Origin of the sequence: Methylobacterium sp. E-066, from assembly GCF_022829635.1 — a bacterium.
Classification (GTDB): Bacteria; Pseudomonadota; Alphaproteobacteria; order Rhizobiales; family Beijerinckiaceae; genus Methylobacterium.
In genome coordinates this window covers 89,713-111,048 of the sequence record NZ_JAKSYO010000186.1, presented here as the reverse complement: position 1 = coordinate 111,048, position 21,336 = coordinate 89,713, and the positions used below count along the sequence as shown (strand labels likewise).

General features: G+C 61.2%; 21 protein-coding genes and 5 pseudogenes. 8 read left to right on the top strand and 18 right to left on the bottom strand.

The features are described 5' to 3' along the window. Nucleotides 1-62 precede the first annotated feature (62 nt). The gene (locus MKL20_RS28185; protein WP_244039443.1) at nucleotides 63-1,511 is read left to right on the top strand and encodes an IS1182 family transposase; all 1,449 of its coding nucleotides are present in this window, start codon (nucleotides 63-65) and stop codon (nucleotides 1,509-1,511) included. Between the two features lie 42 nt (nucleotides 1,512-1,553). On the opposite strand, the gene MKL20_RS28180 is transcribed toward MKL20_RS28185, so the two are convergent. The 4 genes from MKL20_RS28180 to MKL20_RS28165 form a co-directional block, all read right to left on the bottom strand. Continuing rightward, the gene (locus MKL20_RS28180) at nucleotides 1,554-1,940 is read right to left on the bottom strand and encodes a hypothetical protein (protein ID WP_244039442.1); all 387 of its coding nucleotides are present in this window, start codon (nucleotides 1,938-1,940) and stop codon (nucleotides 1,554-1,556) included. Between the two features lie 95 nt (nucleotides 1,941-2,035). Beyond that, nucleotides 2,036-2,293 (bottom strand): DUF6894 family protein, encoded by a 258-nt coding sequence (locus MKL20_RS28175; protein ID WP_244039441.1) that lies wholly within the window; start codon nucleotides 2,291-2,293, stop codon nucleotides 2,036-2,038. Between the two features lie 66 nt (nucleotides 2,294-2,359). Continuing rightward, complete coding sequence (locus tag MKL20_RS28170; protein WP_244039440.1) at nucleotides 2,360-3,148, bottom strand: Crp/Fnr family transcriptional regulator; 789 nt, start codon at nucleotides 3,146-3,148, stop codon at nucleotides 2,360-2,362. A 461-nt stretch (nucleotides 3,149-3,609) separates the two neighbouring features. Further along, nucleotides 3,610-3,858 (bottom strand): hypothetical protein, encoded by a 249-nt coding sequence (locus MKL20_RS28165; RefSeq protein WP_243969655.1) that lies wholly within the window; start codon nucleotides 3,856-3,858, stop codon nucleotides 3,610-3,612. 281 nt (nucleotides 3,859-4,139) lie between these two features. Here MKL20_RS28165 and MKL20_RS28160 point away from each other — a divergent pair, with 281 nt between their 5' ends. Both MKL20_RS28160 and MKL20_RS28155 read left to right on the top strand, forming a co-directional pair. Beyond that, nucleotides 4,140-4,883 (top strand): Crp/Fnr family transcriptional regulator, encoded by a 744-nt coding sequence (locus MKL20_RS28160; RefSeq protein ID WP_244039439.1) that lies wholly within the window; start codon nucleotides 4,140-4,142, stop codon nucleotides 4,881-4,883. Further along, entirely contained in the window at nucleotides 4,880-5,134 is a 255-nt protein-coding gene (locus tag MKL20_RS28155) for a hypothetical protein (protein WP_244039438.1), read from the top strand. Before MKL20_RS28160 ends, MKL20_RS28155 begins: the two co-directional genes overlap by 4 nt. Before the next feature lie 505 nt (nucleotides 5,135-5,639). Here MKL20_RS28155 and MKL20_RS28150 read toward each other — a convergent pair. The 3 genes from MKL20_RS28150 to MKL20_RS28140 all read right to left on the bottom strand — a co-directional run bounded on the left by MKL20_RS28150 (nucleotide 5,640) and on the right by MKL20_RS28140 (nucleotide 7,227). Further along, on the bottom strand, nucleotides 5,640-5,873 hold the full coding sequence (locus tag MKL20_RS28150) for a hypothetical protein (protein WP_244039437.1): 234 nt from the start codon (nucleotides 5,871-5,873) through the stop codon (nucleotides 5,640-5,642). 231 nt (nucleotides 5,874-6,104) lie between these two features. Next, on the bottom strand, nucleotides 6,105-6,473 hold the full coding sequence (locus MKL20_RS28145; protein WP_244020140.1) for a hypothetical protein: 369 nt from the start codon (nucleotides 6,471-6,473) through the stop codon (nucleotides 6,105-6,107). Between the two features lie 256 nt (nucleotides 6,474-6,729). Then, complete coding sequence (locus MKL20_RS28140; protein WP_409568209.1) at nucleotides 6,730-7,227, bottom strand: MucR family transcriptional regulator; 498 nt, start codon at nucleotides 7,225-7,227, stop codon at nucleotides 6,730-6,732. A 968-nt stretch (nucleotides 7,228-8,195) separates the two neighbouring features. Between MKL20_RS28140 and MKL20_RS28135 the strand changes: the two genes are divergently transcribed. Both MKL20_RS28135 and MKL20_RS28130 read left to right on the top strand, forming a co-directional pair. Next, nucleotides 8,196-9,746, top strand: a complete 1,551-nt coding sequence (locus MKL20_RS28135; protein WP_244039435.1) for an alpha/beta hydrolase — start codon at nucleotides 8,196-8,198, stop codon at nucleotides 9,744-9,746. Between the two features lie 19 nt (nucleotides 9,747-9,765). Continuing rightward, nucleotides 9,766-9,984: pseudogene (locus MKL20_RS28130) on the top strand (alpha/beta hydrolase); the annotation flags it as partial. Here the strand turns inward: MKL20_RS28130 and MKL20_RS28125 are convergent. Then, nucleotides 9,966-10,604, bottom strand: a pseudogene (locus tag MKL20_RS28125) (IS256 family transposase); the annotation flags it as partial. The pseudogenes MKL20_RS28130 and MKL20_RS28125 sit on opposite strands and share 19 nt — an antisense overlap. A 59-nt stretch (nucleotides 10,605-10,663) precedes the next feature. Between MKL20_RS28125 and MKL20_RS28120 the strand changes: the two are divergent. Continuing rightward, nucleotides 10,664-11,148: pseudogene (locus MKL20_RS28120) on the top strand (transposase); the annotation flags it as partial. A gap of 281 nt (nucleotides 11,149-11,429) precedes the next feature. On the opposite strand, the gene MKL20_RS28115 reads toward MKL20_RS28120, so the two are convergent. The 3 genes from MKL20_RS28115 to MKL20_RS28105 all read right to left on the bottom strand — a co-directional run bounded on the left by MKL20_RS28115 (nucleotide 11,430) and on the right by MKL20_RS28105 (nucleotide 14,165). Then, entirely contained in the window at nucleotides 11,430-11,996 is a 567-nt protein-coding gene (locus MKL20_RS28115; protein ID WP_244039434.1) for a hypothetical protein, read from the bottom strand. A gap of 242 nt (nucleotides 11,997-12,238) precedes the next feature. Next, the gene (locus MKL20_RS28110; protein ID WP_244039433.1) at nucleotides 12,239-12,913 is read right to left on the bottom strand and encodes a hypothetical protein; all 675 of its coding nucleotides are present in this window, start codon (nucleotides 12,911-12,913) and stop codon (nucleotides 12,239-12,241) included. Between the two features lie 376 nt (nucleotides 12,914-13,289). Continuing rightward, nucleotides 13,290-14,165 (bottom strand): hypothetical protein, encoded by an 876-nt coding sequence (locus tag MKL20_RS28105; protein WP_244039432.1) that lies wholly within the window; start codon nucleotides 14,163-14,165, stop codon nucleotides 13,290-13,292. Nucleotides 14,166-14,417: 252 nt separating this feature from the next. On the opposite strand from MKL20_RS28105, the gene MKL20_RS28100 reads away from it, so the two are divergent. Further along, nucleotides 14,418-14,666 carry a hypothetical protein gene (locus tag MKL20_RS28100; RefSeq protein ID WP_244039431.1) on the top strand — a complete coding sequence of 83 codons (249 nt, stop codon included), beginning with the start codon at nucleotides 14,418-14,420 and terminating at the stop codon, nucleotides 14,664-14,666. Between the two features lie 51 nt (nucleotides 14,667-14,717). Here MKL20_RS28100 and MKL20_RS28095 read toward each other — a convergent pair whose 3' ends face one another. The 4 genes from MKL20_RS28095 to MKL20_RS28080 all read right to left on the bottom strand — a co-directional run bounded on the left by MKL20_RS28095 (nucleotide 14,718) and on the right by MKL20_RS28080 (nucleotide 18,626). After that, nucleotides 14,718-15,413, bottom strand: coding sequence for a hypothetical protein (locus MKL20_RS28095; RefSeq protein ID WP_244039430.1), 696 nt, complete (start codon nucleotides 15,411-15,413; stop codon nucleotides 14,718-14,720). A gap of 899 nt (nucleotides 15,414-16,312) precedes the next feature. Beyond that, complete coding sequence (locus MKL20_RS28090) at nucleotides 16,313-16,654, bottom strand: hypothetical protein (RefSeq protein ID WP_244039429.1); 342 nt, start codon at nucleotides 16,652-16,654, stop codon at nucleotides 16,313-16,315. Between the two features lie 4 nt (nucleotides 16,655-16,658). Next, the gene (locus MKL20_RS28085; protein ID WP_244039428.1) at nucleotides 16,659-17,549 is read right to left on the bottom strand and encodes a 3'-5' exonuclease; all 891 of its coding nucleotides are present in this window, start codon (nucleotides 17,547-17,549) and stop codon (nucleotides 16,659-16,661) included. Nucleotides 17,550-17,720: 171 nt separating this feature from the next. Next, nucleotides 17,721-18,626 carry a hypothetical protein gene (locus MKL20_RS28080; RefSeq protein WP_244039427.1) on the bottom strand — a complete coding sequence of 302 codons (906 nt, stop codon included), beginning with the start codon at nucleotides 18,624-18,626 and terminating at the stop codon, nucleotides 17,721-17,723. A gap of 116 nt (nucleotides 18,627-18,742) precedes the next feature. On the opposite strand from MKL20_RS28080, the gene MKL20_RS33200 reads away from it, so the two are divergent. Next, the gene (locus MKL20_RS33200; RefSeq protein WP_244039426.1) at nucleotides 18,743-18,988 is read left to right on the top strand and encodes a multiprotein-bridging factor 1 family protein; all 246 of its coding nucleotides are present in this window, start codon (nucleotides 18,743-18,745) and stop codon (nucleotides 18,986-18,988) included. 570 nt (nucleotides 18,989-19,558) lie between these two features. On the opposite strand, the pseudogene MKL20_RS28070 reads toward MKL20_RS33200, so the two are convergent. The 3 genes and pseudogenes from MKL20_RS28070 to MKL20_RS28060 form a co-directional block, all read right to left on the bottom strand. Continuing rightward, a pseudogene (locus MKL20_RS28070) lies at nucleotides 19,559-19,813 on the bottom strand (integrase core domain-containing protein); the annotation flags it as partial. 19 nt (nucleotides 19,814-19,832) lie between these two features. Continuing rightward, a protein-coding gene (locus tag MKL20_RS28065; RefSeq protein WP_244039425.1) for an IS630 family transposase occupies nucleotides 19,833-20,788 on the bottom strand; the annotation gives its coding sequence in 2 pieces (ribosomal slippage) (nucleotides 19,833-20,437 and nucleotides 20,437-20,788; 957 coding nt in all). Between the two features lie 90 nt (nucleotides 20,789-20,878). Next, nucleotides 20,879-21,268: pseudogene (locus tag MKL20_RS28060) on the bottom strand (IS3 family transposase); the annotation flags it as partial. Nucleotides 21,269-21,336: the final 68 nt, after the last annotated feature.

Sequence of the window (21,336 nt, the reverse complement as noted above, 5' to 3'; positions counted from 1 at the left end):
GGCCCAGGCTGTGTGAAAACGCGCTGATCTGTTAGTGTAAATCCTGATCTTGGGAGGTCGGGATGAAGCGTTTCATTGCAGGCGAGGATCGTCAGCAGATCACACTGCTTCCCGACTGTCTGGACGACTACATCACTGCGGACAATCCGGTTCGCCTCGTCGAGGTGTTCGTCGATGAGCTCGATCTGACAAAGCTCGGCTTCGCGGGCGCCGTGCCGGAGGCAACGGGCCGTCCCGCCTACCATCCGGCGATCCTGCTCAAGATCTATCTCTACGGCTACCTCAACCGCGTTCCGTCGAGCCGGCGCCTCGAACGCGAGAGCCAGCGCAACATCGAGCTGATCTGGCTGACCGGTCGGCTGATGCCCGACTTCAAGACGTTGGCCGACTTCCGCAAGGACAACGGTTCGGCCATCCAGGCCGCCTGCGCGCAGTTCGTGGTGCTGTGCCGCAGGCTGAACCTGTTCAGCAAGGCCGTCGTCGCGGTCGACGGCAGCAAGTTCAAGGCGGTGAACAACCGCGACAGAAACTTCACCGCCGCCAAGGTCGAAGCTCGACTTGCCCAGGTCGAGACTAGCATCGGCCGTTACCTCGCGGCGCTGGACCGGGCCGACCGCGAGCCAAGCGACATCGCCGAGGCGCGCACGACGCGGCTCAAGCAAAAGATCACTGGCTTGCGCGAGCAGATGCAGGTTCTCCAAGCGAGAGGCCGGCAGGTCGAGGCCGCACCTGACGGCCAGATCTCGCTGACCGATTCCGATGCGCGCTCCATGGCGACCAGCGGCAAGGGCACCGGCATGGTCGGCTACAACGTCCAGGCGGCCGTGGATGCCGAGCATCACCTGATCGTGGCGCACGATGTGACCAACATCGGGAACGACCGGGCGCAACTCGCGCCGATGGGGCTTCTGGCGCAGGCGGCGACGGGATGCGACACGCTCACGGTGCTGGCCGACCGGGGCTACCTCAACGGCGAGCAGGTCCTGGCCTGCAAAGGCACTGGCGTGCTGCCCTGCGTGCCAAAGACCCTGACCTCGGGCCATGCCAAGCGTGGCCTCTTCACGGGACAGGACTTCGTCTACGACGCCGAACAGGATCACTACACCTGTCCCGCCGGCCAGCACCTGACCAAGGGGCTCGCCCGGTCCGATCGCCGGGCCGAGGGTGACGAGATGGACCACTACCGCAACCTGACGGCCTGTCTCGATTGCGCGCTCAAGCCCCGCTGCACGCCGGCGGAGACGCGGCGTGTCAAACGCTGGGTGCACGAGGGCGTCCTCGACGCGATGCAGGCGCGGCTCGACCGGATGCCGGACGCGATGAAGATCCGTCGCCAGACCGTCGAGCACCCGTTCGGCACGCTGAAGGCCTGGATGGGAGCGACCCACTTCCTGGCCCGGACCTTGGCGAAGGTCAGAACCGAGATGAGCCTGCAGGTTCTGGCCTACAACATGAAGCGGATGATCCAGATCTTCGGAGTCGGTCCGCTCATGGCGGCCATCCGGGCTTGAGGCCCACCACCTCGATCCGCCGCGCGAATCCCCGCGATCTCCTCAACCCCTGACGATCAGCGTTCTCACACGGCCTCGGTCGGTAGCTGCCGCGTTGGCGAAAGCCGTCTGGGCGGTCTGGACGAACTGCGCCTGGATAGAGCGATGCAGCACCCGGCGCAGGGCCGGGCGCTGTTCCACATCGGCCCGCAGCACCGCCACAGCGATGCTCAGCATGTGCCCGGCGGCCATCTGCACGAAATGGTTGTGCGGGCTACGGGCGTCGCCGAGCAGGATGAGAGAGTCCCCGATCAGCCCCTCCCGGCCGATCAACCCGATCTCGACCCGACCGCTGGGTTGATCGCGGGTGATCGAGACGAAGCCCGCCTCCGGGAAATACGCCGTCGCGATCGTCGTATGGGACGGGATCAGGACCTGTTGCAGGGGCATCTCCCGGGGGCGCCATGCGGGTCGCAGACTGGAAAAATCCTCCGGCGGAAGGGCTTGGAGGAGCTTGTTGCGAACGTCGGACTGCTGGAGGAGGGCTAAGACGACGAACCCGCACGTGGAACGTGCCACTCACCGACCAAGGCGAGCGAGGCGGAGTAGACCGCCGTCCCGTCCTTATCGCGCACCCGAACCGAATAGGTGCGACGATCCCGGTCCGGGAACTTGTTACGCGCCATTTCCGGGAGGGCATCCAATGCCTCGATGCGAGCGGCGTCGAGGCTGGGCAAGTCGAAGCCCTCATCGTCCTCATGGCGGAAGTGGCCGTCGTCGGTATCGAAGAAAAAATGGGGCATGAGATATCCGATCTCGCTCAGGCGGGAGCATTCGCATCTCTCAGCCGCTGACGCCCAAATGTTCGATCAGCGATGTGTTTGGTTCTGCCTCATTCGGGGGCTGACGTTTGTAGCCTGTGTTGGTGAACCCAAAGTTTTTTTCGCTCTTGGCGTGTGATGCAGGTAGGTTGGGACGAAGTCGCAGAATGCTTTCAGCCGAGCCACATCTGGGATCTCAAGGCGACGCTTCTTGAGGACGATCAGGTCTTCGGACCGCAGGTGTTTCATCACGCGGTTCACGTGAACCGGCGTCAGACCGAGCATGTCGGCGAGGTCAATCTGGGTGAAGGGCAAAGCGTAACCGTCCTTCTCCGCCAAGCCGACCACACGCAGGCGCAGCAGCAGCTCACAGAACAGGTGTGCCATCCGCTCGGCGGCCTCGCGTCCCGCCAAGCTGACGAGCCACTCGCGCAGTACGGCCTCATCGACGAGGGTCGCCCACCAGAGAGCGTGGGCGATGCGGGGATGGTTCTCGGTCAGGTCCTGGATGGTGGCGCGTGGGATCTCCACCACGGTGCACGGCGTCATCGTGCCGAGCGAATGGTCCATCTCGTCGAGGATGGCGACGTGCAGGTCGCAGAAATCGCCCGGCACCATGAGGGCAGTGATGTGGCGCTGACCCTTCGGCAGGATCTTGTAGCGGCAGACGAAGCCGGAGAGGACGAGATGCACGTTATCGGGTCGATCTTCTTCGCTGGTGAGATCCCGACGGGCTGGGACCGGTCGGCTATGCAGGCTCGCGCGCCGCAACGTCACGAGATCGGCCTCGGTTAGTCCGCCTGCGGTGCTGAGCTTGCGGATCAGGGTCTCGATCATGGCTCACGACGCGCTCTTCGGCGGTCGTTTCGCCCCGATCCGGACGGCGTATCGCAATTATGCGGGATAGGCTTCGAGATCGGCGCGTCGAGAGACACGCAATCCGGCGGCACCATACCATCATATATTGTGTTTATGGCAGCGCATGAGATTGAGTACAGTTCCAGACCTTCGGGCCACCCTGGGTCCTATCGTGGATGGGCCTGCGGCTCCCCACATGTGAGAGATGATCATCTTCAAGCCGAACCCCCACAAGCTGCGGGTTACTCCCTCCTCAAAGGAGCCAGGCCGGTTCGATTGGTCGGTCACGCGGGATGATATAGTCGTGCGCCAGTCGGCCCGGTCCTTCGGCTCGGAGGGCGCGTCAGAGGCGAGCGGCGATGCGGCGTTTCGAGAAATCACGTCTCAGTGGCTGAGCGGACGCTAGCTGCTGTCTGCTCGCAACTGACCGGGCGCGCCGGCTACACCCGCTCCGGCTGCGCGAGCATGATGGCGGCACGGATAGCGGCCCGCCGAAGCTCCGGGCTTGCCCAGAACTGACCCATGAGCGTTTGGGCGAAGGGGTGGGCTGCAACGGCCGCGGCAGGGTCGATCCGATAAATCTCACCGAACGAGACCGGACCAGAAGTTGGATCGTCGATGTAGGCGTCCACCACGGCGGTGACATCGTCCTCGACGATGTCGAGGGTGGCGAACAGGTCGAGCGTCATGAGCCGGTTTGCCATGCCGACGCCGTAGCCGCTTCACCGAGGCCCGGCTCTGATTGAGGTTAACACGGTGCGTGCAGCCCGGTCACGTAACCGTGAGGTCCGACATCTCAACAGACGGGGGGCGACCATGCGGAGCACCGGGATCGCCGAAAATCTTAACGCAGGTTTGATCGCGGAGTTAATACACCTCCTACGCTCATAGGATCGTCAGCCGCTCCGATACAGGTGCTGCCGCCTGGGAGAGCCGTGTGCTTCCGCCTGCGACGCAAGGCGACGCCACGATGGCTGCAAAGCTCCCCCACGCCCTCTACCCGCTCATCCGCAAGCTGGAGAGCGTCACCCGCCTCTCTGACGAGGAACGACGGGCGATCGAACGTCTGCCCGTCCGGGTGCGGACCCTCACGGCAAGACAGGACATCGTGCGGGACGGAGACCGGGCGACCCAGTGCTGTGTCATCCTGGAAGGTTGGGCCTGTCGGTACAAGTTCCTGAGCGAGGGGCGCCGCCAGATCTTCTCGTTCCACATCGCGGGCGACATCCCGGATTTGCAGAGCCTTCACATCCCGCTGATGGACCACAGCCTCGGGACGATGACCCAGGCCACCGTGGCGTTCGTCCCGCACGAGAGCATGCACGACCTCACAGCCCGCTTTCCGACCATCGCCGCCGCGCTCTGGCGTGACACGCTGATCGACGCGGCGATCTTCCGGGAGTGGTTGATCGCCATGGGCCGTCGCCCGGCGTTCGAGCACTTGGCGCACCTGTTCTGCGAACTGTACCTGAAGCAGGAGTCGGTCGGTCTGGCGGGTGATCACCGATGTCCCCTGCCGATCACCCAGACCGATCTCGCCGACGCCACCGGCATGACGGCCGTGCACATCAACCGCGTGTTGAAGGAGATGCGCGGTCGTGGGCTGATCACGCTGCACCGGCAGACACTGGTGGTGAAGGCGTGGGACGAGCTTGTCCGAGCCTCAGAGTTCGACGCGACCTACCTGCACTTGCAGAGGCGAGCGGCGGGATGACCCTCTACCTCCAGCCCGTGCGTGTCGCCACCAGCAGTGAAGACAGCGACGGCCAACTCGTGTTCGCGGACGGGTTCCTCGTGGCAGTGCTGGTGCAACTGTCCGGGCAGCACGGGGCCAACGCGGGCATGTGGTTCCTAGAGGCCGGGTTCGGCCTGACCGCGGTGATGAGCGCTCCCCTGTTCCTCGATGTGGACGCGGCTCAAGACTGGATCAGGCTACACCTCGGCATCAAGAGAATTGGCGGGTAGCATAGCTAGAAACCCGAAATGTTCTCACAGATCTAACTTGACCGGTGATGGAGCCCCCCATCTACGCTGGCAATCAGTGTTCATCGTCGAAGCATGACCCTATTCCACCTCCAATATGTAGTTCATCGTGCAACTGCGAGCGGTATCGCGTTCGGTCGGGAGCAGTTCAGCGCCTGCACAGAGACGGAAGCGGTCATCGAGGCCGCTGGCCGGTTCACTCGGTTGCTTGGGAAACGTTCGGGATCGGCCATCCTCAGAGATGAAGCTGGTCGAGTCGTCTGGACCGAACGGCGCCCTGTCGGCTCAGATATCTCCACCGGAGGCTGATCACGATTGGAGAAGGGGGCAATTCTTCCACCTTCCGGTTACACTATTCCTCCAGGTCGAACTGGATCGACACGACCGGGGACAATCATGCTGAGATGGCTACTTCGGTTTCTTACCAGCTCGGAAGCGGTCGAACATGCGGCCAGAAGCGGGGTTGCCCGGCATGGACTGGGCTGACTCAGGCACAGCCCTTGTAGCCGCCGCGCTCGGCTTCCCGTCTTGCTACGCTTAGGACACGATGGCGGCCCTCGCCGTCCTCGATTGCCGACCAGAACTGCACCAGGGCAAGCAGGGCGCCAGCTTCGCCGACCGGCGGCTCGCCGAAGAGTTCAGCCACCGGCACGTCAAGTGTGTGAGCGAGCCGGTTCAGCGTAGCGGCGTGGCGGTCGGTGTGGGCGTCAAGCGTGTCCATGGCCCCGGCAACGCACGAGATAGGCCGCTGATCGCACTATGTATTCAAAATACGGTGCGGCACATTGCTGAGCCGTCCGGCTCGGCCCCGCCGCCCGATCTGATCACGGGCTGGTGGGGGAGGTCGTCTATCTCACCGGCGATAGCCGATACGCAGCGCGGCCCTTTAACATCATACCGAGGACGGGGTTAGCAGGCCGACGTTCTGTCAGGCGAAGCGCTATCTCTCCAGTCAGATACCGACGCTGGCAGCCCCGGCATCGGCTGCCTGCCGTGCGGTTGCACCATCGCGCAGCGCTGCAGCTATGACAGACGAAGACATGTCGATCGCGCCGGCTCGCTCGTCACCAAAATCGTGCATGCTGTTCGCGTTGGATCCAACCCGCGCGTGGAAGTTGTCCGGGAAGCGCCTGTTGATTCGATCCCTCAGCATGTCCGTCGCTATGCGGTAGTCGCCGCTGAAATCCTTCGGCGTTTTGGTCGCCCTCGCACCGGAACCTCGCTCATCTTCCGAAGCAAGCAATTGATGATTTTCCGCCCGACCGGGTCTGGCCGACATAAATTCTGCGAAATTCGAAATCAGTTTTTTGATGGTATTCATTGAACATACCAAAAATAGCAGCGGATATCGCCGCGTTGGGACCTGCGTAGCACGCGCTCGTCGGCGCAAAGTTCCGAGGTGATCCCATACCGAGGCATGATGATCGGTTCGCACGCGCATGCGTCGAAGGATATCCTGAGTCCCTGGCCTGCGCTCCACCGGCAAGGACGATGAAGGTGAGGGCTATGCGCATCCTAGTAGGATAGCTGCCGGGATGGCGTATCGGGGGACGACTAGATTGAAGCGCAGGGCTTGATCAGGCAGCCTTGCGTCGGCCCTTCGGGGTAATCTTAGCCATTGCACCTGGACGCCCAAGGCCGATCGCCTTGGCGAGGGCAGAGCGCCGCTCGGCGTAACTCGGGGCGACCATCGGATAGTCGCCTGGCAGGTCATAGCGCTCGCGGTAGCTCTGCGGGCTCAGACCATTCGCAGTCAGGTGACGCTTCAAGGTCTTGTAGGTCTTGCCGTCCAAGAAGCTGACGATCCCGTCCTGCTGGACCGACTTGCGGATCTGGGCCGCGGTCGGCTTGTCGACCGCTTCGTCCAAGACTGTGCTGGTCGCGACGGTGCTCGTCCCGGAAGCGAGGCTAGCGATCGCGCCGTGCACGCGGGCGATCAGCGCCGGCAGCTCGGCAACCGGAACGGGGTTGTTTGACACGTAGGCGGAGACGACGTCGCCCGCCAATTCGGTGGTTGAATAGTTAGACACGGGTTGATCCGATCGAATGCATGTGACTCGGCGGGGCCGCCGCATATTTTTCTATTGCACGGATATTTTGAAAAGTAATCGGTCATCAATGTCGCATTTAATGTCAACGATGCGACACATTTGCGATCGTGACCGCCCACCAGCTTAACGTTAAGTGCATGAGAAAATCAGTTCAGGATCAGTGTCGTTACCGGACCTCGATAGAACTTGGCTGTTGGATCCTCTCCACAGTCTCTTCGACGAGGCAGCGGACGGGGTCAGTGCACCACTTTGCTGACCGTGGCGCTGAACGATGCGATCCCGTCGCTCTCTACGACCTCTGTGAACGCGCGGTAGGCGTCCTGCTCCGTCGCGAACCGCTCCTGCGATTCAGTACTGCCGCTGGACATGTGGACGACCGCCAACTGCCACGGGTGCCGGAATCCGATCGTTTTCCCGACGAGTAGTCTCAACCGTCAGGTGCCCCACCAGACGGGCTCACGTTTCGTCGGAAAAATATGCCGGGTTTTCAAGCGCCGGAAAAACGCGCAGTCAGGCGTGCATGTCTGCTTCGAGCTACGGCTTGCCAGAAACCGGACGGGCAGCTTTCGGTCAACTTCTGCCGTCCGCGTTGCGCCAGACTACGTCATGCTGGATTGAAGACACGAGCAAAACCGGCCGTTCGGGTCGACGCTCCGGGCCACAGCTGATTGGACCAAGCCCTCGACAAATGCTTGCGTTGAGCGCTCCTCAGAAGTGGACACCTCCTTGCGGCTTTTTTCTTCGAGCGATCGCGTCAATATGCAGTCAGCGCGTTTGGCCAGTCGTCTTGAGACGTGTCCTCCCCCCGCTGCCAAACGACGATGCGGATACATGGGCGAGGGGTCGTTTCCGGCAGGCGACAATCTCCGCGTTGACGGCGACGAGCGCCTCGATCCACGGCATTGGCATGAACTTCGTCATCGCCTCCTGTCGCATCTTCTCATACCTATCGCCCGAGGACGAACGGTCACGGCACGCCGACCTAGGCTGCCATGAGGCTGTCTTATCTGTACAAGGCTTTCCGTACGGCGGTGGCGGCCCTTGCGCTCGGCGCGATCACGGCAGCACTCTGGCACTTGCGGGCGGAGACCGACGGGCTGGCAATCGAGGCGACCTCGATCGACGGGACCCCAGTTACGATCTTCCGTACTCAGGTTGGGCAACCCGGCCCTGTCGTAGTGATCGCCCATGGTTTTGCTGGATCGCAGCAGCTGATGCTGCCCTTCGCGACCACCCTGGCGCATGCCGGGTACGTCGCGGTGACTTTCGATTTTCCTGGTCACGGTCGCAACCCGGCACCGCTGACCGGTAGCATCGCCAGGGAGGACGGTGCCACCCGCAATCTGGCGGCAGTGACGGCGCAGGTCACGGAGCAGGTTCGGATGCGTGGAGATGGGCGCGTTGCTTTGCTCGGCCACTCCATGGCCTCGGATATCGTCGTCCGCGTCGCGCAGGCGTTGCCCTGGGTGGCAACGACAGTCGCGGTCTCGATGTTCTCACCTGCTGTGACGCGGGAGAGCCCGCGCAACTTGCTGGTGATCGTTGGCGACTGGGAAGGGGGCCTGCGCCGCGAGGCCCTTCGAGCGGTCGGGCTGGTTTCAGCACCCGAGCCACCGCGCGAAAACGCAACTTACGGCGATGTCGCGATCGGAACAGCGCGCCGCGCTGCGGTCTCGGCAGGCGTCGAGCACATCGGCGTGCTGTATGCCCGTGCCAGTCTCACGGAGGCCGTCACCTGGCTCGACGGAGTCTTCGGGAGGTCGCCTCGCATGTTGGGGGCGCCCGATCAGCGTGGTCCTTGGATCCTAATGCTGCTTGCGGGCGTCGTGGCGCTGGCATGGGCTGCGTCGCATCTCCTACCCGTGGTGAGCCGGATGCCCGTCGGAGCTGGCCTCGGCTGGCGGCGCCTGTGGCCGGCGCTCGTATTCCCCGCCGTCGCGACGCCACTCGTCCTGCGGGTGCTGCCGACCCATATCCTCCCAGTCCTAGTCGCGGATTACCTCGTCGCGCATTTTGCGATGTACGGTCTGCTCACTGCAGGCTGCCTATGGCGGATTCGGTCTCGATCCGTGACAGCGCAGGAAAGCGCGTCGTCCCCGGTGGCGGTCGGAGCTCTGGCAGCCGGAGCGTTGGCTGTCACCCTCTACGGCTTCGTCGGGCTCGCGCTGCCCATCGATACCTACGTGACCTCCTTCATGCCGGGGCCGAACCGGATCGTCCTCATCCTGGCGATGCTCATCGGTACCGTCCCGTTTTTTCTTGCCGACGAGTGGCTGATGCGCGGACCGGATGCCGGGCGCGGCGCCTACGCGGCCTCGAAGATGGTCTTCTTGTTGTCGCTGGGCCTCGCCGTCGGGCTCGATTTCGGACGTTTGTTCTTCCTCGTTATTATCGTGCCGGTGATCCTGCTGTTCTTCCTCGTCTACGGTGCGATCGGCACCTGGGCCTACAAGCGCACCGGCCATCCCTGGGTTGCTGGGATCGCCAACGCAATCGCGTTCGCCTGGGCGATTGGCGTCACCTTCCCCCTACTGGCCGGATAACTATGCCAATCCCTGGCTACGACTACACGCCTTAGCCGAAGATGCCGCCTTGATGACGCCGGTGACGGTCGAGTTCGAAAAGCACCACCGCGACCTGACGCTCCCGGTGGTGATCATCGTCGGCGGTGACGATCAGATCCCTGACGTCTACCGCCAGTCGAAGCGGCTGAACCGCGAACTGCCGAGCAGCGAGCTCATCGTCGTCCGCGGCATGCCCCACAACCAGAACTTGGCGCCCTCGTTCTGCTCCAGCCACAGGCCGAGGATCTCCTTGGATCCGTCGGCGCGCACGCCGAGCGCGATGTACACGGCCTTGTTCCGCACCAAGCCCTCGTCGCGCACTTTGATCCGTAGGGCGTCGAAGAACACGAGCGGATAGACCGGCGCCAGCGGCCGAGCCTGCCATGCGGCGACCTCCTCCAGCACCGCGTCGGTCACGGGGCTGATCAGGTCGGGCGAGACCTTGATCCCGTAGAGCTCGCGCAGATGCCCGACGATCTCCCGGGTGCTCATGCCGCGGGCGTACATCGCCACGATCTTGTCGTCGAAGCCGGGAAAACGGCGCTGATAGCGGGCGATCAGCTGCGGGTCGAACGTCGCCTGCCGATCGCGTGGGATCGTCAGCTCGATCCGGCCGGTCTCGGTCGTCACAGTTTTGCGGCCGTAGCCGTTGCGGGTGTTGACGGCGTCCTCGCCCGCCAGATGATGATCCATCTCGGCGTTGAGCGCCCGCTCGGCCAGGGCCTTCTTCAGCTGCTCTAGCAGGCCGTCAGCCTCGAACTCCGTCTTGGGATCGGCGCCTGCTAGCAACTGGTCCAGGAGCGCGTCAGGGATGTGGGGTGCTTTGCGTCGTGCCATCGGGAACCTCCATCGGATCCACTATGGCCGCCCCCACACGAAATTCCTGCCAGTCCCCTACGAACATGTCCCGCACCTACGGTCGGGCTCCACGCGGCGAGCGCTGCCGGCTCCTCGTGCCCCAGGGCCATTACAAGACCAATACCGTCACCGCTGCCCTGCGCACCAGCGGCTTGGTCACCACCACCCTGTTCGACGGGGCCACCAACGGCGCGCGCTTCCGCGCCTACGTCACCGACACCCTGGTCCCGGTGCTGAAGCCGGGTGACACCGTCATCCTCGACAACCTGCAATCCCACAAAGTCATCGGCGTGCGCGGAGCCATCAAGGAGGCCGGCGCGGCTCCCCTACCTCCCGGCCTATTCGCCCGACTTCAACCCGATTGATCAGGCCATCTCAAGCATAGGGCTGCTACGCACCGCCGCTGTCCAAACCGTCCAAGACCTTTGGGCAGCCATCGCCCGGGCCTTTCGCAGCTTTCACCCAATATGAATGTAGCAATTACATCGCCGCCAACGGATACAACGCTTATGACCAAACCTAAACGGCAACAGCTCTAGCGACCGCGCCCGGCGGATGAAAAGCCTATCCTTCGCTTGCTGTACCTTGCCCACATCTGCAGTCCGGGTCAACCGATTTGGATGCACGAAATGCAATTGCATTCGAGTAAACGTGATTCAGCTACCCAGCCAGACGATTTCCATGGCTTGACGCCTTTGATTCCACTCATCTGGCTTGGCGTTGCTTCACGCGATCCGTTTTAAAGGGGTCGACTAGTCGTGGATCCCGATCCGCATGGCACGCCCCTGGTACTCGGAAGTTGAACTAGGATAATTCAGCCTGGGGGCGAACGCTATTGAGATTTACGATGAAGGCTGCGATCGACGAATAGACGAATTCGCGCGTGACACTTGGATATTGGAGCGATTCACTGCGGATGGGAACCGAGTTTGCGTCGATCTCGGACAGTTCGATCAGCGTGCGAACAGCCTTAGAACGGGCGCAACCATAGAAAGCGATATAACAAGGAGGCCAGATCAGGTCGGTGGTTACCCCGCGGGCCCGTCTCTGGCTGCAATAGAAGCGGATACCCGGTGTGGCAAAGATATCCAGTCGATCCAGTTCATCGTCGCGAACGACCGACACATGCCAGCCGCTCCGTGCAACCTGTTCGGCAACATCACGCATTGCTGGTTCGATCGTGGTGCGCACAAGGCTATCGAAGCGTGTCTCTTCCGCAGCGAGCGCAGCAGCCAAGGAGGGATTGCTTTCGGTGACGTATGCCTGGAATCGCTTCTGTTGCTCTCGTGCGCCGTCGATGCCGGCCTTCAGGACTTGCTCGAACGGCCAGGCTTCCTCGTGAGTACCGTCTTCGTCTCTGGAGTCGCTCATTCTCGGGTGTCCTCCTCGGGATCTTGCAAGAGTTATGTTCAAATTGCGTTATGGATCGACTGTGCGTGATGTCTCGGCAAATAGGCTTTCACATTTTGTGTAAGGCATAGAGTTGTTTTAATGTCTTCAACACGGCTGGGCTTGGATGCTTATGTTGATCGCAATTGGTCGAGGTCTGGTTCCACGATCCAACGTGTACCGCCTGTCGAGCGACGGCCATGATTTAACGACGTATCGAGATGTTAGGCGATGCTGCGTAGGCCGCCCAAAACGATGATGTGCATCCTCGGCTTGAGCGGCTTGCGATTTGTCCATCGGAACGGGTCGACCCTGACGGTGTCGAGATCGATGGTATCGATCGTTCTGACCCGTGTCGACGTGAGGATGATGTCCGCCGATGCCTCACGGATATGCGGGCTGGACTTCTGCGCTTCCTCCAGGGCCGCCTTCAGCAAAGAGCCGACGTTCACCATACGGCTCTCCGAAAGACGGCTGAGACGATGGCGGTACGCTTGCATCGCAAAATCTTCCCTCACAGCGATCAGGTCACCGTGATCGCCCGGTCGAAGGTTGGCGACAGGGCCGGAGTTCCGGTTGTCAACCGTCTTCATCTTCCGAAGATCAGGGATGCAGAACGGCAACGCGATGCCGTTCTCGATCACGCAGTTCAGCAGCTCGACGAGCACTTGCCAGTCGCAGTCCGCCAGGACAAGGGTGGCGCCGGACTGCAAAGCTTGGAGAACGCCGAAGAGGATGTCTTCGACGTGGTGCACTAGATTGGGTTCGTGGGGATCCTCCGGCGCACGCAGGCGCATCGTCTCCACCGTCGCCTCGGAGAAGGCCTTGGCGAGCACGGTAAGGCGGGCCAAGCGCAACGCATCGTCCTCCAGTTCGGCTCGGAGGATCGAGTCGTACATCCGTCCGTCGTGCCCGCGATGCGAGACGATCTTCTCCGTAGGTGGCGAACGGTCCAGTGGACCTACGACTCCAGCACTCAGCAGGTACATCATCCCCGCACGTTGGAAGAAGGACCGGTACGGCTCGAACGCGTCCGCAGGCGGCGTGTGATCGCAGGACGGTACCAGCCGGAATCGGTCCGGCTTCCTACCCATCAGGAAGCAACGATCGAGGTGGCCCGCGTATATGATATCCATCTGCATTCTCGACAAGCATGGTTTTGTAGTTAATGGAAAGTTGTCTCGGACGGATTTCCATTGATAATGACGCAAGTTCAGGGAGGCAGGTGGTAGACTTTGATTGACCAAGCCCATACCAAACCGTGGGGAAGGCCTATCATGGCTCGACATCTTCCAAGCCTGGAAATTCAGACCAGAGTTCCGGCTCGGTGAAGCCATTCGGCCATGCATAGGCATCGACGATCCGGCAGACGAGATCGTGGATCCATTCGCGGTCCGTGCCGAACAGTCGATCGAAGTGCCTGACACGCTTTACGTCGTGTTCACGCACACGCCAACGTGCATCTGGAAGCGTCAAGTAACCGAAGGTGACGTGCAGGATGACGTCCCGAACGAGGATCCTTCGCTCGCTGATGTAGCTAGGCATCACTTCACGGCGCAGTCGTTCGACGAAGACGCGATAAGCGAGGTCCTCCAGTTCGAGTTCGTCGAGGTTGTGCAGCACCTCGAGAGGGGGCTTCCAAGGGTTCGACGCGTCGATGGCCATCACCACGCTGTCTGCGTCCCCGTCCTGCGGGGCTGTCGCGATCGACACACGATCGTTCAGCCAGACGGCAGCTGTGGCATCGTCCCAGGTGTCCAACGGCTGGGGCAGGCGCCGGACCGGAGGGAAATTCTTGAGCCACGCGACCGCGTCCTTGGCGTGCCAGGCCGGATGATGATGGCCGACCTGCACGAGAGGCTTGTCCCAGTCCGCGAAAGCTTCTTTCGCCTCGCCGGACGGAGGCGTTGCGAGCTCTTGCGCCATCAGCTTCGCTAAGCCCGCTCGGACCTGCAACGGCACCAAGGCAAAATTGGCGTTGGCGGTGATCGCGCTGCGCATGGCCTCGGAATGGAGCGCACCGCCCAGTTCACGTACGATGACCGGATGTGTGAGCGGCGTCGGACCCCCGATCGCCCCGAGGAGCCGTTTCGACCAAAGCCCCTGGCACCGAGCGAAGGCCTCCAAAATCGGTCTGACAGCAGCGTTCATACGTCGACGGACCTCCTCGGAGAAATTGAGATGGGATCCCACCACCCGCGGCGAGAGATCACCCCAGACTCCTGGGACTTCGTCGACCTCCATCGATCCCGGGGAGGAAATCGGCATCGTTCCGGGCGGGCATGGATCGCCGCGCTTCGTTCTGGAAACAGATCCTGGATCTAGTGGCGATGGGTCGGGTACGGTCGCTTCAAGCCAGTATCGTCCGTCACCGTCCGACAGCTTCGACACGAGTGCGCCGCCATGGAGGCTCACCACATTATTTCGCGTGCGAGCGCCCGGCGTCAGCCTAGACAAATCTTCGTGCAAAATTTTGTTCGACATGGCGAAAATCCTGAATCACCGGCACTGGAGACGGCGGCTTTCCAACTGGTCGACTTTCTGGAGCTCGAAAGCGATATCACGATGAAGTATTGCGACTGTCACATCGATTCAGGCAAGTGGAGCGGTACGCATTCGATCCCATTGCCATTCTCAAAAATTCTTTGCTGAGTTTATACTTGTTGTATCAGAAAAAACGGTCGGACGGATCAGACCACATGTTCATTCGTTTGAAGTTCGAATTTTTAATTTATTCCAGAATTCTTTATATGTTGCGTAGCTAGATTCGAAAATACTATATGTAAGAACGCCTTGCGCCTCAGAGAACTTACTGGACTTGCAAAGCTCTATCACCTCACGAAGTCGAAGTAAGTTTTTCCTAGCTACATCGTGGCTTCCCCACGAGTAGTAATCGTACTTATGATAAATTCTCTTCAACATATAAACCGAAGGTCTCAGACCATTTTTTGAGTGGCCGTACATCAATCTAAAAACTTTTATGTCAGCATATACGAATTCCCGTCTGGTTTTCGATCTCAACCCATTGCAAATGACGCTCAATATAACGTCAAGTTCTATTTGGGATTTTCTCGGCATGGCATCTCTGAAAAGAATCCCTTCCGCTATCCCTCGATCATCTGCAAGCTTGATGATCTCGGCGGGGCTCATCGAAACAGCGCCGATATACGTATCGAATTTTCTTGCGAAACCTTCTTTGACGAGCTTTCTAAGCGCTACTTCTGCGATTGCTATGTCAACACTGTATCGCTTGGCAATCATTTGGCCGTCAATCTTCTCGCGATGTTTCGTAATTTCTTCCAAGATTGATACTCTTACAGCTTCTGCAACCATCTCAATCACCATCTCAATCCTTGCATTCGTCTTTTCTTTTTGACGGTCCTCGGTCTCGTTTCCCATGTCGTCAATGGTCCTCATGGCTATCAAACGCTGATCGACATTTTCTTGGACTACGAAGACCTGTCGACGCGATCAGCGTGAACGTGTTCGAAGCGGACCGTGAGGTCGAACTTCGCAGGTCGAGAAGCATGAGCGTCCGCGAACGCCTCTTGGAGCCTATGGATTACCTTTGTGGCGCGCGAGCAGGACGAGCGTCGTGTTCATCTCGATCATGCCTTGCAAACCGATCCGGCGGCGCGTCTCGCGATGGACCAACCCCCCGATGGTGGAGACCGACGAGCGCGTTGGCAGACGGCGGGACGCACCTGATGGGAGAGACGGTTCGAAGGTGGGCGGCCATGGCTCTATGAGTGACGGGTGAAGCATTTCGGGATCCAGACAAGTTGAGGGCGGGCCGCGCCCGTCTTGGGGCGCGGAGAATTGTTCGGCGAGGCGGTCGGTCCGGGATCGGCTGAGGACGGATCTCGGCCGCGCCCTTGCGCGGAGCGCGGCGGCGTGCGAATCCGAGGCAGCCGAACACGTTCACCGATTCACTCGGCGGGCGGGTCGGAGAACCTGTACGGTCCCGCGTGGGCATGACGCTAAGTTGGCGAACTTAGGAGCGTCTGCTGGGGGCGGGATCGCTTGTGGCCCATGTGAGGGGCGCGTAGCCTAGGTCGCGCGTCCCTCCGGGTTGTCATCAATTTTCTCGAGCGAAGCTCCTCGTCGTCGAACGGCTCCGGTGACCGCGGTCTGATTTTTATGGCCGAGTTCGCGCCGTATGAGGAGTCCGTGGGCTCGGCGCCAGTCGTTTTCATCTCGCAATTCTGGCGAATTACCCAGCCAGCTCAATGAATTGCGAATTTTTCGACGTGCGGCCTTCAACAGGCTTGTCGAGCCCATAAAATGGTTTCGAATCGCTAAACGGCCCCTTTGACGAGCTGTCTTGGAATGGCGCTGGTGAGGCTTGAGCGGGGCTCGGGATGCGACTGTAAGCATGTGCATCCCGGGGCGTTCCCGGGAGCGGCGGCGCCCATGACGAGCGCTGCCAGGAGGACGATGCCGATCTCCGCGAGGAGGTACATGGCTAGATATATGTGCCAGCGCACCAGCTCGTGCCGCAACGCCTCGACCGCCTCGCCGGCCGCCGCGTCCACGCTCTTGGCGATGGCCCTGGCCTGGATCTCCGTACAGCCTGAACCGGTCAAGTCCACGATCCGCGCGATGCGCGTCTGCCCGCCGGCATCGTTGTGATGTGCCATGGCGTCATCCATGTCGCGCGGAGAAACGGACGAACGCATCGATCTCCAGAACCAGAGGTTCGATGGTCGCGTCGTGATCTAAAGCGTTGAGGAACGCCAGTTCGGCACCGATCTCTCGCGCCTCACAGTCTCGGTGCCACGCCCGCGGTCGACCATCCTCGCCGGCGGACCACCGATACCCGCGCGCTCGCACTTCGTCCCGGAGCGCATAAGGCAGCCCGAGCGCGTAGACGCGCAAACTTGGCCGCTTGGCGGCCTCCAGCAATTCACTCAGAACAAGCTTGCCAGATCGAGGCAGCGGTTGCTCCAATACTTCCAGCAAGGCGTAAGTGTCATCAAGACTACGGTGGCCTTCAAAGAAGAAACCGAAGCGATGTGCAATGTAGAAAAGTTTCGTGCCCTCGATGCCCTCGTCTGACCACGGCACTTGAGTCTGTGAACAGGCCCATGGCAGATCCTCGAAGACCGGTAGAACTTTCTCGATGTGGCGTCGGTCGAAGGTCGCGTTGTGAGCGATGACTATGTCGGCGCCCCTCGCGAAGGTCTGTAGGGCTTCGACATCGAACCTATGACCACGAACGGTCTCATCGGTGATCCCAGTCAGACGCGTGACCTGCGGTGGGATCGGTACGCCCGGCTCGTTCAGTGCCTGTCGTTGTCCGAGCGTACCCAGTACGACTCCTGCCGGCGTATATATGAACTTCAAAAGACCTATTTCAATTATTTCCGCCGATAATTCCAGGCCAGTCGTTTCGACATCTACAATAATCCCAGTCTTTGCATATGGACCCAGCGGGCGCTCGCAGTATCCGCGTCGTGCAAGCTTACGTAAGACCCGAAAGTCTGGGGAGCAGCGCAATGCGATGGCGTGGAGTTCGCTTTCGAATGTATCCATGGTGATCCTCGCGATGGTGGTCGTAACCGTGTCGGCTCGGGGCACCCCAGTGGGCACCGGCCCTTGGAGCCGTGCCCGACCACGTTGGGTCGGGTCACGACGCTAAGCTATTGTTTTGACAGGCTCGCTGGCGCCGAACCGGTCTCCACTTCGGCGGCAAGCGCCCAAATTTCAGCGTCGGCCACCTGCGCGTAGGCCCACCGACATTGCGGCGCGCAGACGCATTGGCGACGTCAGGCGGATCTCGTCGGGGCCAACGGGAAAGATCGCATTGGCGCTGGGCTTGGCTTCCGGGCCTGAACGAACGTCGTCCTCCGGGGCCAACTCAGTTGGCTCCGGGCCGCGTCGTGTCTCGACAGGTGAGAGAGTCTCGAACCGGTGGTACAAGGGCTCGAGCAGAGCGGGCATGGTCCGATGCAACTCGTCGCGCAGGTGAGCCGTCATCTTCTCAACGGTCGCGATCACCGGCACGCCGAAGTGGACATCTACGTCGGGTCCTTGCACGGTGAGGTGCGGCGGCAGGCCGGCGGCGCCGAACCAGTCGATGCACGCCGAGGTGACCGTGTCGATCGTCGAGTAGCCCTGATCCCGCAGGTAAGACCTGAGTAGGAGACGCACGGCGGCGACGTCGCGCTCGAGCGGCCGGCGAAGGCGAGGGCCCATATCGCCACCGCCCCTCTTGATCGAGTAAGCGCCTGCCCATCCAGTGGCGATATCGATCACAACGATGTCCTGATTGACCGATCGGCTCGCGGGCTGATCATAGCGGAGGCTGAGTCGGGCTAGCTCCTCGGCGGTGTTCGATGTGACGAGGCTGTCAGCGGCTGGCGTGATTGGGATGGTTGGATTGTGGAGCACGTCAAACCTGCCACTCGCCTGCAGCGCCTCGACAAAGGCTTTCTCAAGCAGGATCCCGTGGCGCTTGACGACAGAAGCCGAAACACTGATCAGCCGGCTGAGCTCTGGGCCAAGGACTTCATCGAGGGCGAATTTGGTGCTGACGGCTGCTGCGACGGCATCGCTCGCAGCTTTCAACAGCACATCATTGTCAAACGGGCTGGTCGGGTGGGACAGCATTTGATGATCTCCGAATTTGCGGCTGGCGCTAAATCGCCATCGACGCGTTGCTTGCGTAAAATGCGCATGATGGCGCAATTTGCGCAAGTGGCCTCGTCCTCGCGTTCGAGGTCCAAATGATCACGCCAGGCCAATGTCGCGCGGCACGCGCGCTACTTAGTGTGTCTCAGAAACAACTGGCTGATTCCGCAGGAATAAGCCTACGCACTCTCCAGGGATTCGAGGCTGGTGAACGCGATTTGCAGAGCTTAGCGCTGAGCGCGATAGAGAGATTCCTAGCAGAGCAGGGAATCCGGCTGATCAACGATTCGAATTGGTCAGGTGTAAAATTGTCGCTTCACGCCAAGCCCGCATCATCGTGATTTTTCACGAAATATGAGATAAGTAACTATATTCGATTTTTCTCAGATGACTCCAGTTATCCACAGGCCTGAGCGCTTGTGTATTGGCCGCATCGTCCGCAGCCACTCCCGTGGAGTCCGAACCCGGCGTTGCGCCTCTCTGCCGCCGAGAGCGAACAAACCGTAACGAGTACAAGCTCTGCACTTAGCGTCACAGAACGATGCAACTGGATCTGGTTGCGAGGGACGGGGTTGCGATAAGGCTGGTGAAGACCTCGTCGTTGTTGGCTCGGCGATCGGAGCCAATGGGCGGGTGGGGAAGCGGTTGAACCAAGCCGAGCGTGCGCTCAATGCCCTAGCGCGGGCCCGCGTCCGCGGTCGCGTGTGGCAGGGGGCCTTCCAATCAACGCGGGCATCCGCGCATTTAAGGCTTTCGCATCAGCCGCGATGATCGTCCGTGCGGATTCAGGTACCTTCTGGATCCCGTCCAACAGTAGAGTGCGCCATTGCGGTCCACGTTCCCATGCCTCGGTGAGAGTGCCTTATAAGCGCGTTCGCGACATGGAGTTGACCCCGTTTGTGGTCCACAGCCTATGTAAGTTCTCGGGCAGTGACAGCTTGGTTGGCGCAGGCTTGGGGCGTCAAGCAGCCCGGGGCGGCGTGGGATCGATCTTCGTCGTAATGGCACCTCCATTCCTCAATGCGCTCTCGGGCATCGGTCAAGGACAGGAATCACGAGGCGTTCAGACATTCTGATCATAGGCGCCCATTGAACGACTCGATTTAGGCGTTCTCGGTCGGCTTGCCCGGTCGCGAGACGTCGATTTCGACCCCGTTCAGGTACGCCGACTAGAGCTGTTGCCGTTTAGGATGGGTCATAAGCGTCGTATCCGGCGGCGACGATGTAGTTGCGGCATTCCGCTGGGGTGAAGGCTGCGAAGGCCCGGGTGATGGCTGACCAAAGGTCTGGGACGGTTCGGGCAGCGGCGGTGCGCAGCAGCGCCTTAAGCTTTGAGAAGGCCTGCTCGATCGGGTTGAAGTCGGGTGAGTAGGCCGGGAGGTAGAGGAGCCGCGCGCCAGCTGCCTCGATGGCTTCGCGCACGCCGACGACTTTGTGGGATTGCAGGTTGTCGAGGATGACGGTGTCGCCGGGCTTCAGCACCGGGACCAGGGTGTCGGTGACGTAGGCGCGGAAGCGCGCGCCGTTGGTGGCCCCGTCGAACAGGGTGGTGGCGACCAAGCCGCTGGCACGCAGGGCGGCGGTGACGGTGGTGGTCTTGTAGTGGCCCTTGGGCACGAGGAGCCGGCAGCGCACGCCGCGTGGAGCCCGACCGTAGGTGCGGGCCATGTTCGTGGCGGTCGCTGTCTCGTCGATGAAGACGACGGCATCGGGGTCGAAGTCGAGTTGGCTCTCGAACCACGCCTCCCGTGCGGCTCTCACGTCCGGACGCTCCTGCTCGGCCGCGTAGACAGCCCCTTTTTACGGGTGATCCGATGCCGGGCGAAGAACCGCCACAGCCCGCTGACGCTCGTGCGGACACCCTGCTTGGCCAGGATATCACGCACCTCGTGCAGGAAGGCCTGCGGCTGCTCCCGATCGATCTGAAGGATCCGCCCAGCGTGCGCTTCGATGGCTGGCGCAGGTCGCTGCCCGCACGAGGGCCGGGGTGCGATCACGCCTTCCGCCTGGAAGCGTTCGTGCCAGCGGATCGCACTAGACGAGCCGATCCCGAAGCGCTTGGCCGCCTGGCGGCGCGAGGCTCCCGCCTCGATCGCCGCGATCGCCCGTTCTCGCAGATCCACCGATAGCGCTGACGGCATCCCGACCTCCTCGGAAAGCCTAACATCGAATCAGATCCGCTCACTGCCCACTACCTCAACGATTCAACCCAGCCGGACACGGCTCTAATAGAGCATGAAACCAGCGAATTCCGGTCCATTGTCCACCGGCGAGCTCTTGGACCGCCCCCGCAGCCGAACCAAGGCGTCCAGGGCCTCGGTAACCTGGAAGGCGCGGAAGTTGGCTCTTGGCGTGAGTGAGAGCGCCTCTCGCGTGTGGCAATCGACGATCATTAGGATCCGGAACGGACGTCCGTCAAACAGGCGGTTGGACATGAAGTCCATGGCCCAGTCTTCGTTGGGTCCACAGATCATCGGTCGTTCCTAGCGGTAGCGCCAGGTCCGTCTGCGCTTCAGCAGCTCGGGCCGGATCGAAAGTCCCTCGTCCCGATAGATCCGATAGGTGCGCTTGTGGTTCACTTTCCAGCCCTACCGCTGCAACAGGATGTGCAGCCGCCGGTATTCGATGTCAAAATCGCATCTTCGGCCCTTGGCGGCGGAATGCCGGCCCGCTCGAGGCTCTGATCGAA

Bases quoted from the DNA above. Each gene is read 5' to 3' on its own strand.
- MKL20_RS33200 (WP_244039426.1), top strand. From the start codon at position 18,743: ATGATCACGCCAGGCCAATGTCGCGCGGCACGCGCGCTACTTAGTGTG.
- MKL20_RS28095 (WP_244039430.1), bottom strand. From the start codon at position 15,413: ATGGGAAACGAGACCGAGGACCGTCAAAAAGAAAAGACGAATGCAAGG.
- MKL20_RS28080 (WP_244039427.1), bottom strand. From the start codon at position 18,626: ATGCTGTCCCACCCGACCAGCCCGTTTGACAATGATGTGCTGTTGAAA.
- MKL20_RS28155 (WP_244039438.1), top strand. From the start codon at position 4,880: ATGACCCTCTACCTCCAGCCCGTGCGTGTCGCCACCAGCAGTGAAGAC.
- MKL20_RS28160 (WP_244039439.1), top strand. From the start codon at position 4,140: ATGGCTGCAAAGCTCCCCCACGCCCTCTACCCGCTCATCCGCAAGCTG.
- MKL20_RS28180 (WP_244039442.1), bottom strand. From the start codon at position 1,940: ATGCCCCTGCAACAGGTCCTGATCCCGTCCCATACGACGATCGCGACG.
- MKL20_RS28100 (WP_244039431.1), top strand. From the start codon at position 14,418: ATGGAGGCTCACCACATTATTTCGCGTGCGAGCGCCCGGCGTCAGCCT.
- MKL20_RS28150 (WP_244039437.1), bottom strand. From the start codon at position 5,873: ATGGACACGCTTGACGCCCACACCGACCGCCACGCCGCTACGCTGAAC.
- MKL20_RS28175 (WP_244039441.1), bottom strand. From the start codon at position 2,293: ATGCCCCATTTTTTCTTCGATACCGACGACGGCCACTTCCGCCATGAG.
- MKL20_RS28090 (WP_244039429.1), bottom strand. From the start codon at position 16,654: ATGGCACATCACAACGATGCCGGCGGGCAGACGCGCATCGCGCGGATC.
- MKL20_RS28140 (WP_409568209.1), bottom strand. From the start codon at position 7,227: ATGCGGCGGCCCCGCCGAGTCACATGCATTCGATCGGATCAACCCGTG.
- MKL20_RS28085 (WP_244039428.1), bottom strand. From the start codon at position 17,549: ATGGATACATTCGAAAGCGAACTCCACGCCATCGCATTGCGCTGCTCC.
- MKL20_RS28165 (WP_243969655.1), bottom strand. From the start codon at position 3,858: ATGACGCTCGACCTGTTCGCCACCCTCGACATCGTCGAGGACGATGTC.
- MKL20_RS28170 (WP_244039440.1), bottom strand. From the start codon at position 3,148: ATGATCGAGACCCTGATCCGCAAGCTCAGCACCGCAGGCGGACTAACC.
- MKL20_RS28135 (WP_244039435.1), top strand. From the start codon at position 8,196: ATGAGGCTGTCTTATCTGTACAAGGCTTTCCGTACGGCGGTGGCGGCC.
- MKL20_RS28110 (WP_244039433.1), bottom strand. From the start codon at position 12,913: ATGTACGACTCGATCCTCCGAGCCGAACTGGAGGACGATGCGTTGCGC.
- MKL20_RS28145 (WP_244020140.1), bottom strand. From the start codon at position 6,473: ATGAATACCATCAAAAAACTGATTTCGAATTTCGCAGAATTTATGTCG.
- MKL20_RS28105 (WP_244039432.1), bottom strand. From the start codon at position 14,165: ATGAACGCTGCTGTCAGACCGATTTTGGAGGCCTTCGCTCGGTGCCAG.
- MKL20_RS28185 (WP_244039443.1), top strand. From the start codon at position 63: ATGAAGCGTTTCATTGCAGGCGAGGATCGTCAGCAGATCACACTGCTT.
- MKL20_RS28115 (WP_244039434.1), bottom strand. From the start codon at position 11,996: ATGAGCGACTCCAGAGACGAAGACGGTACTCACGAGGAAGCCTGGCCG.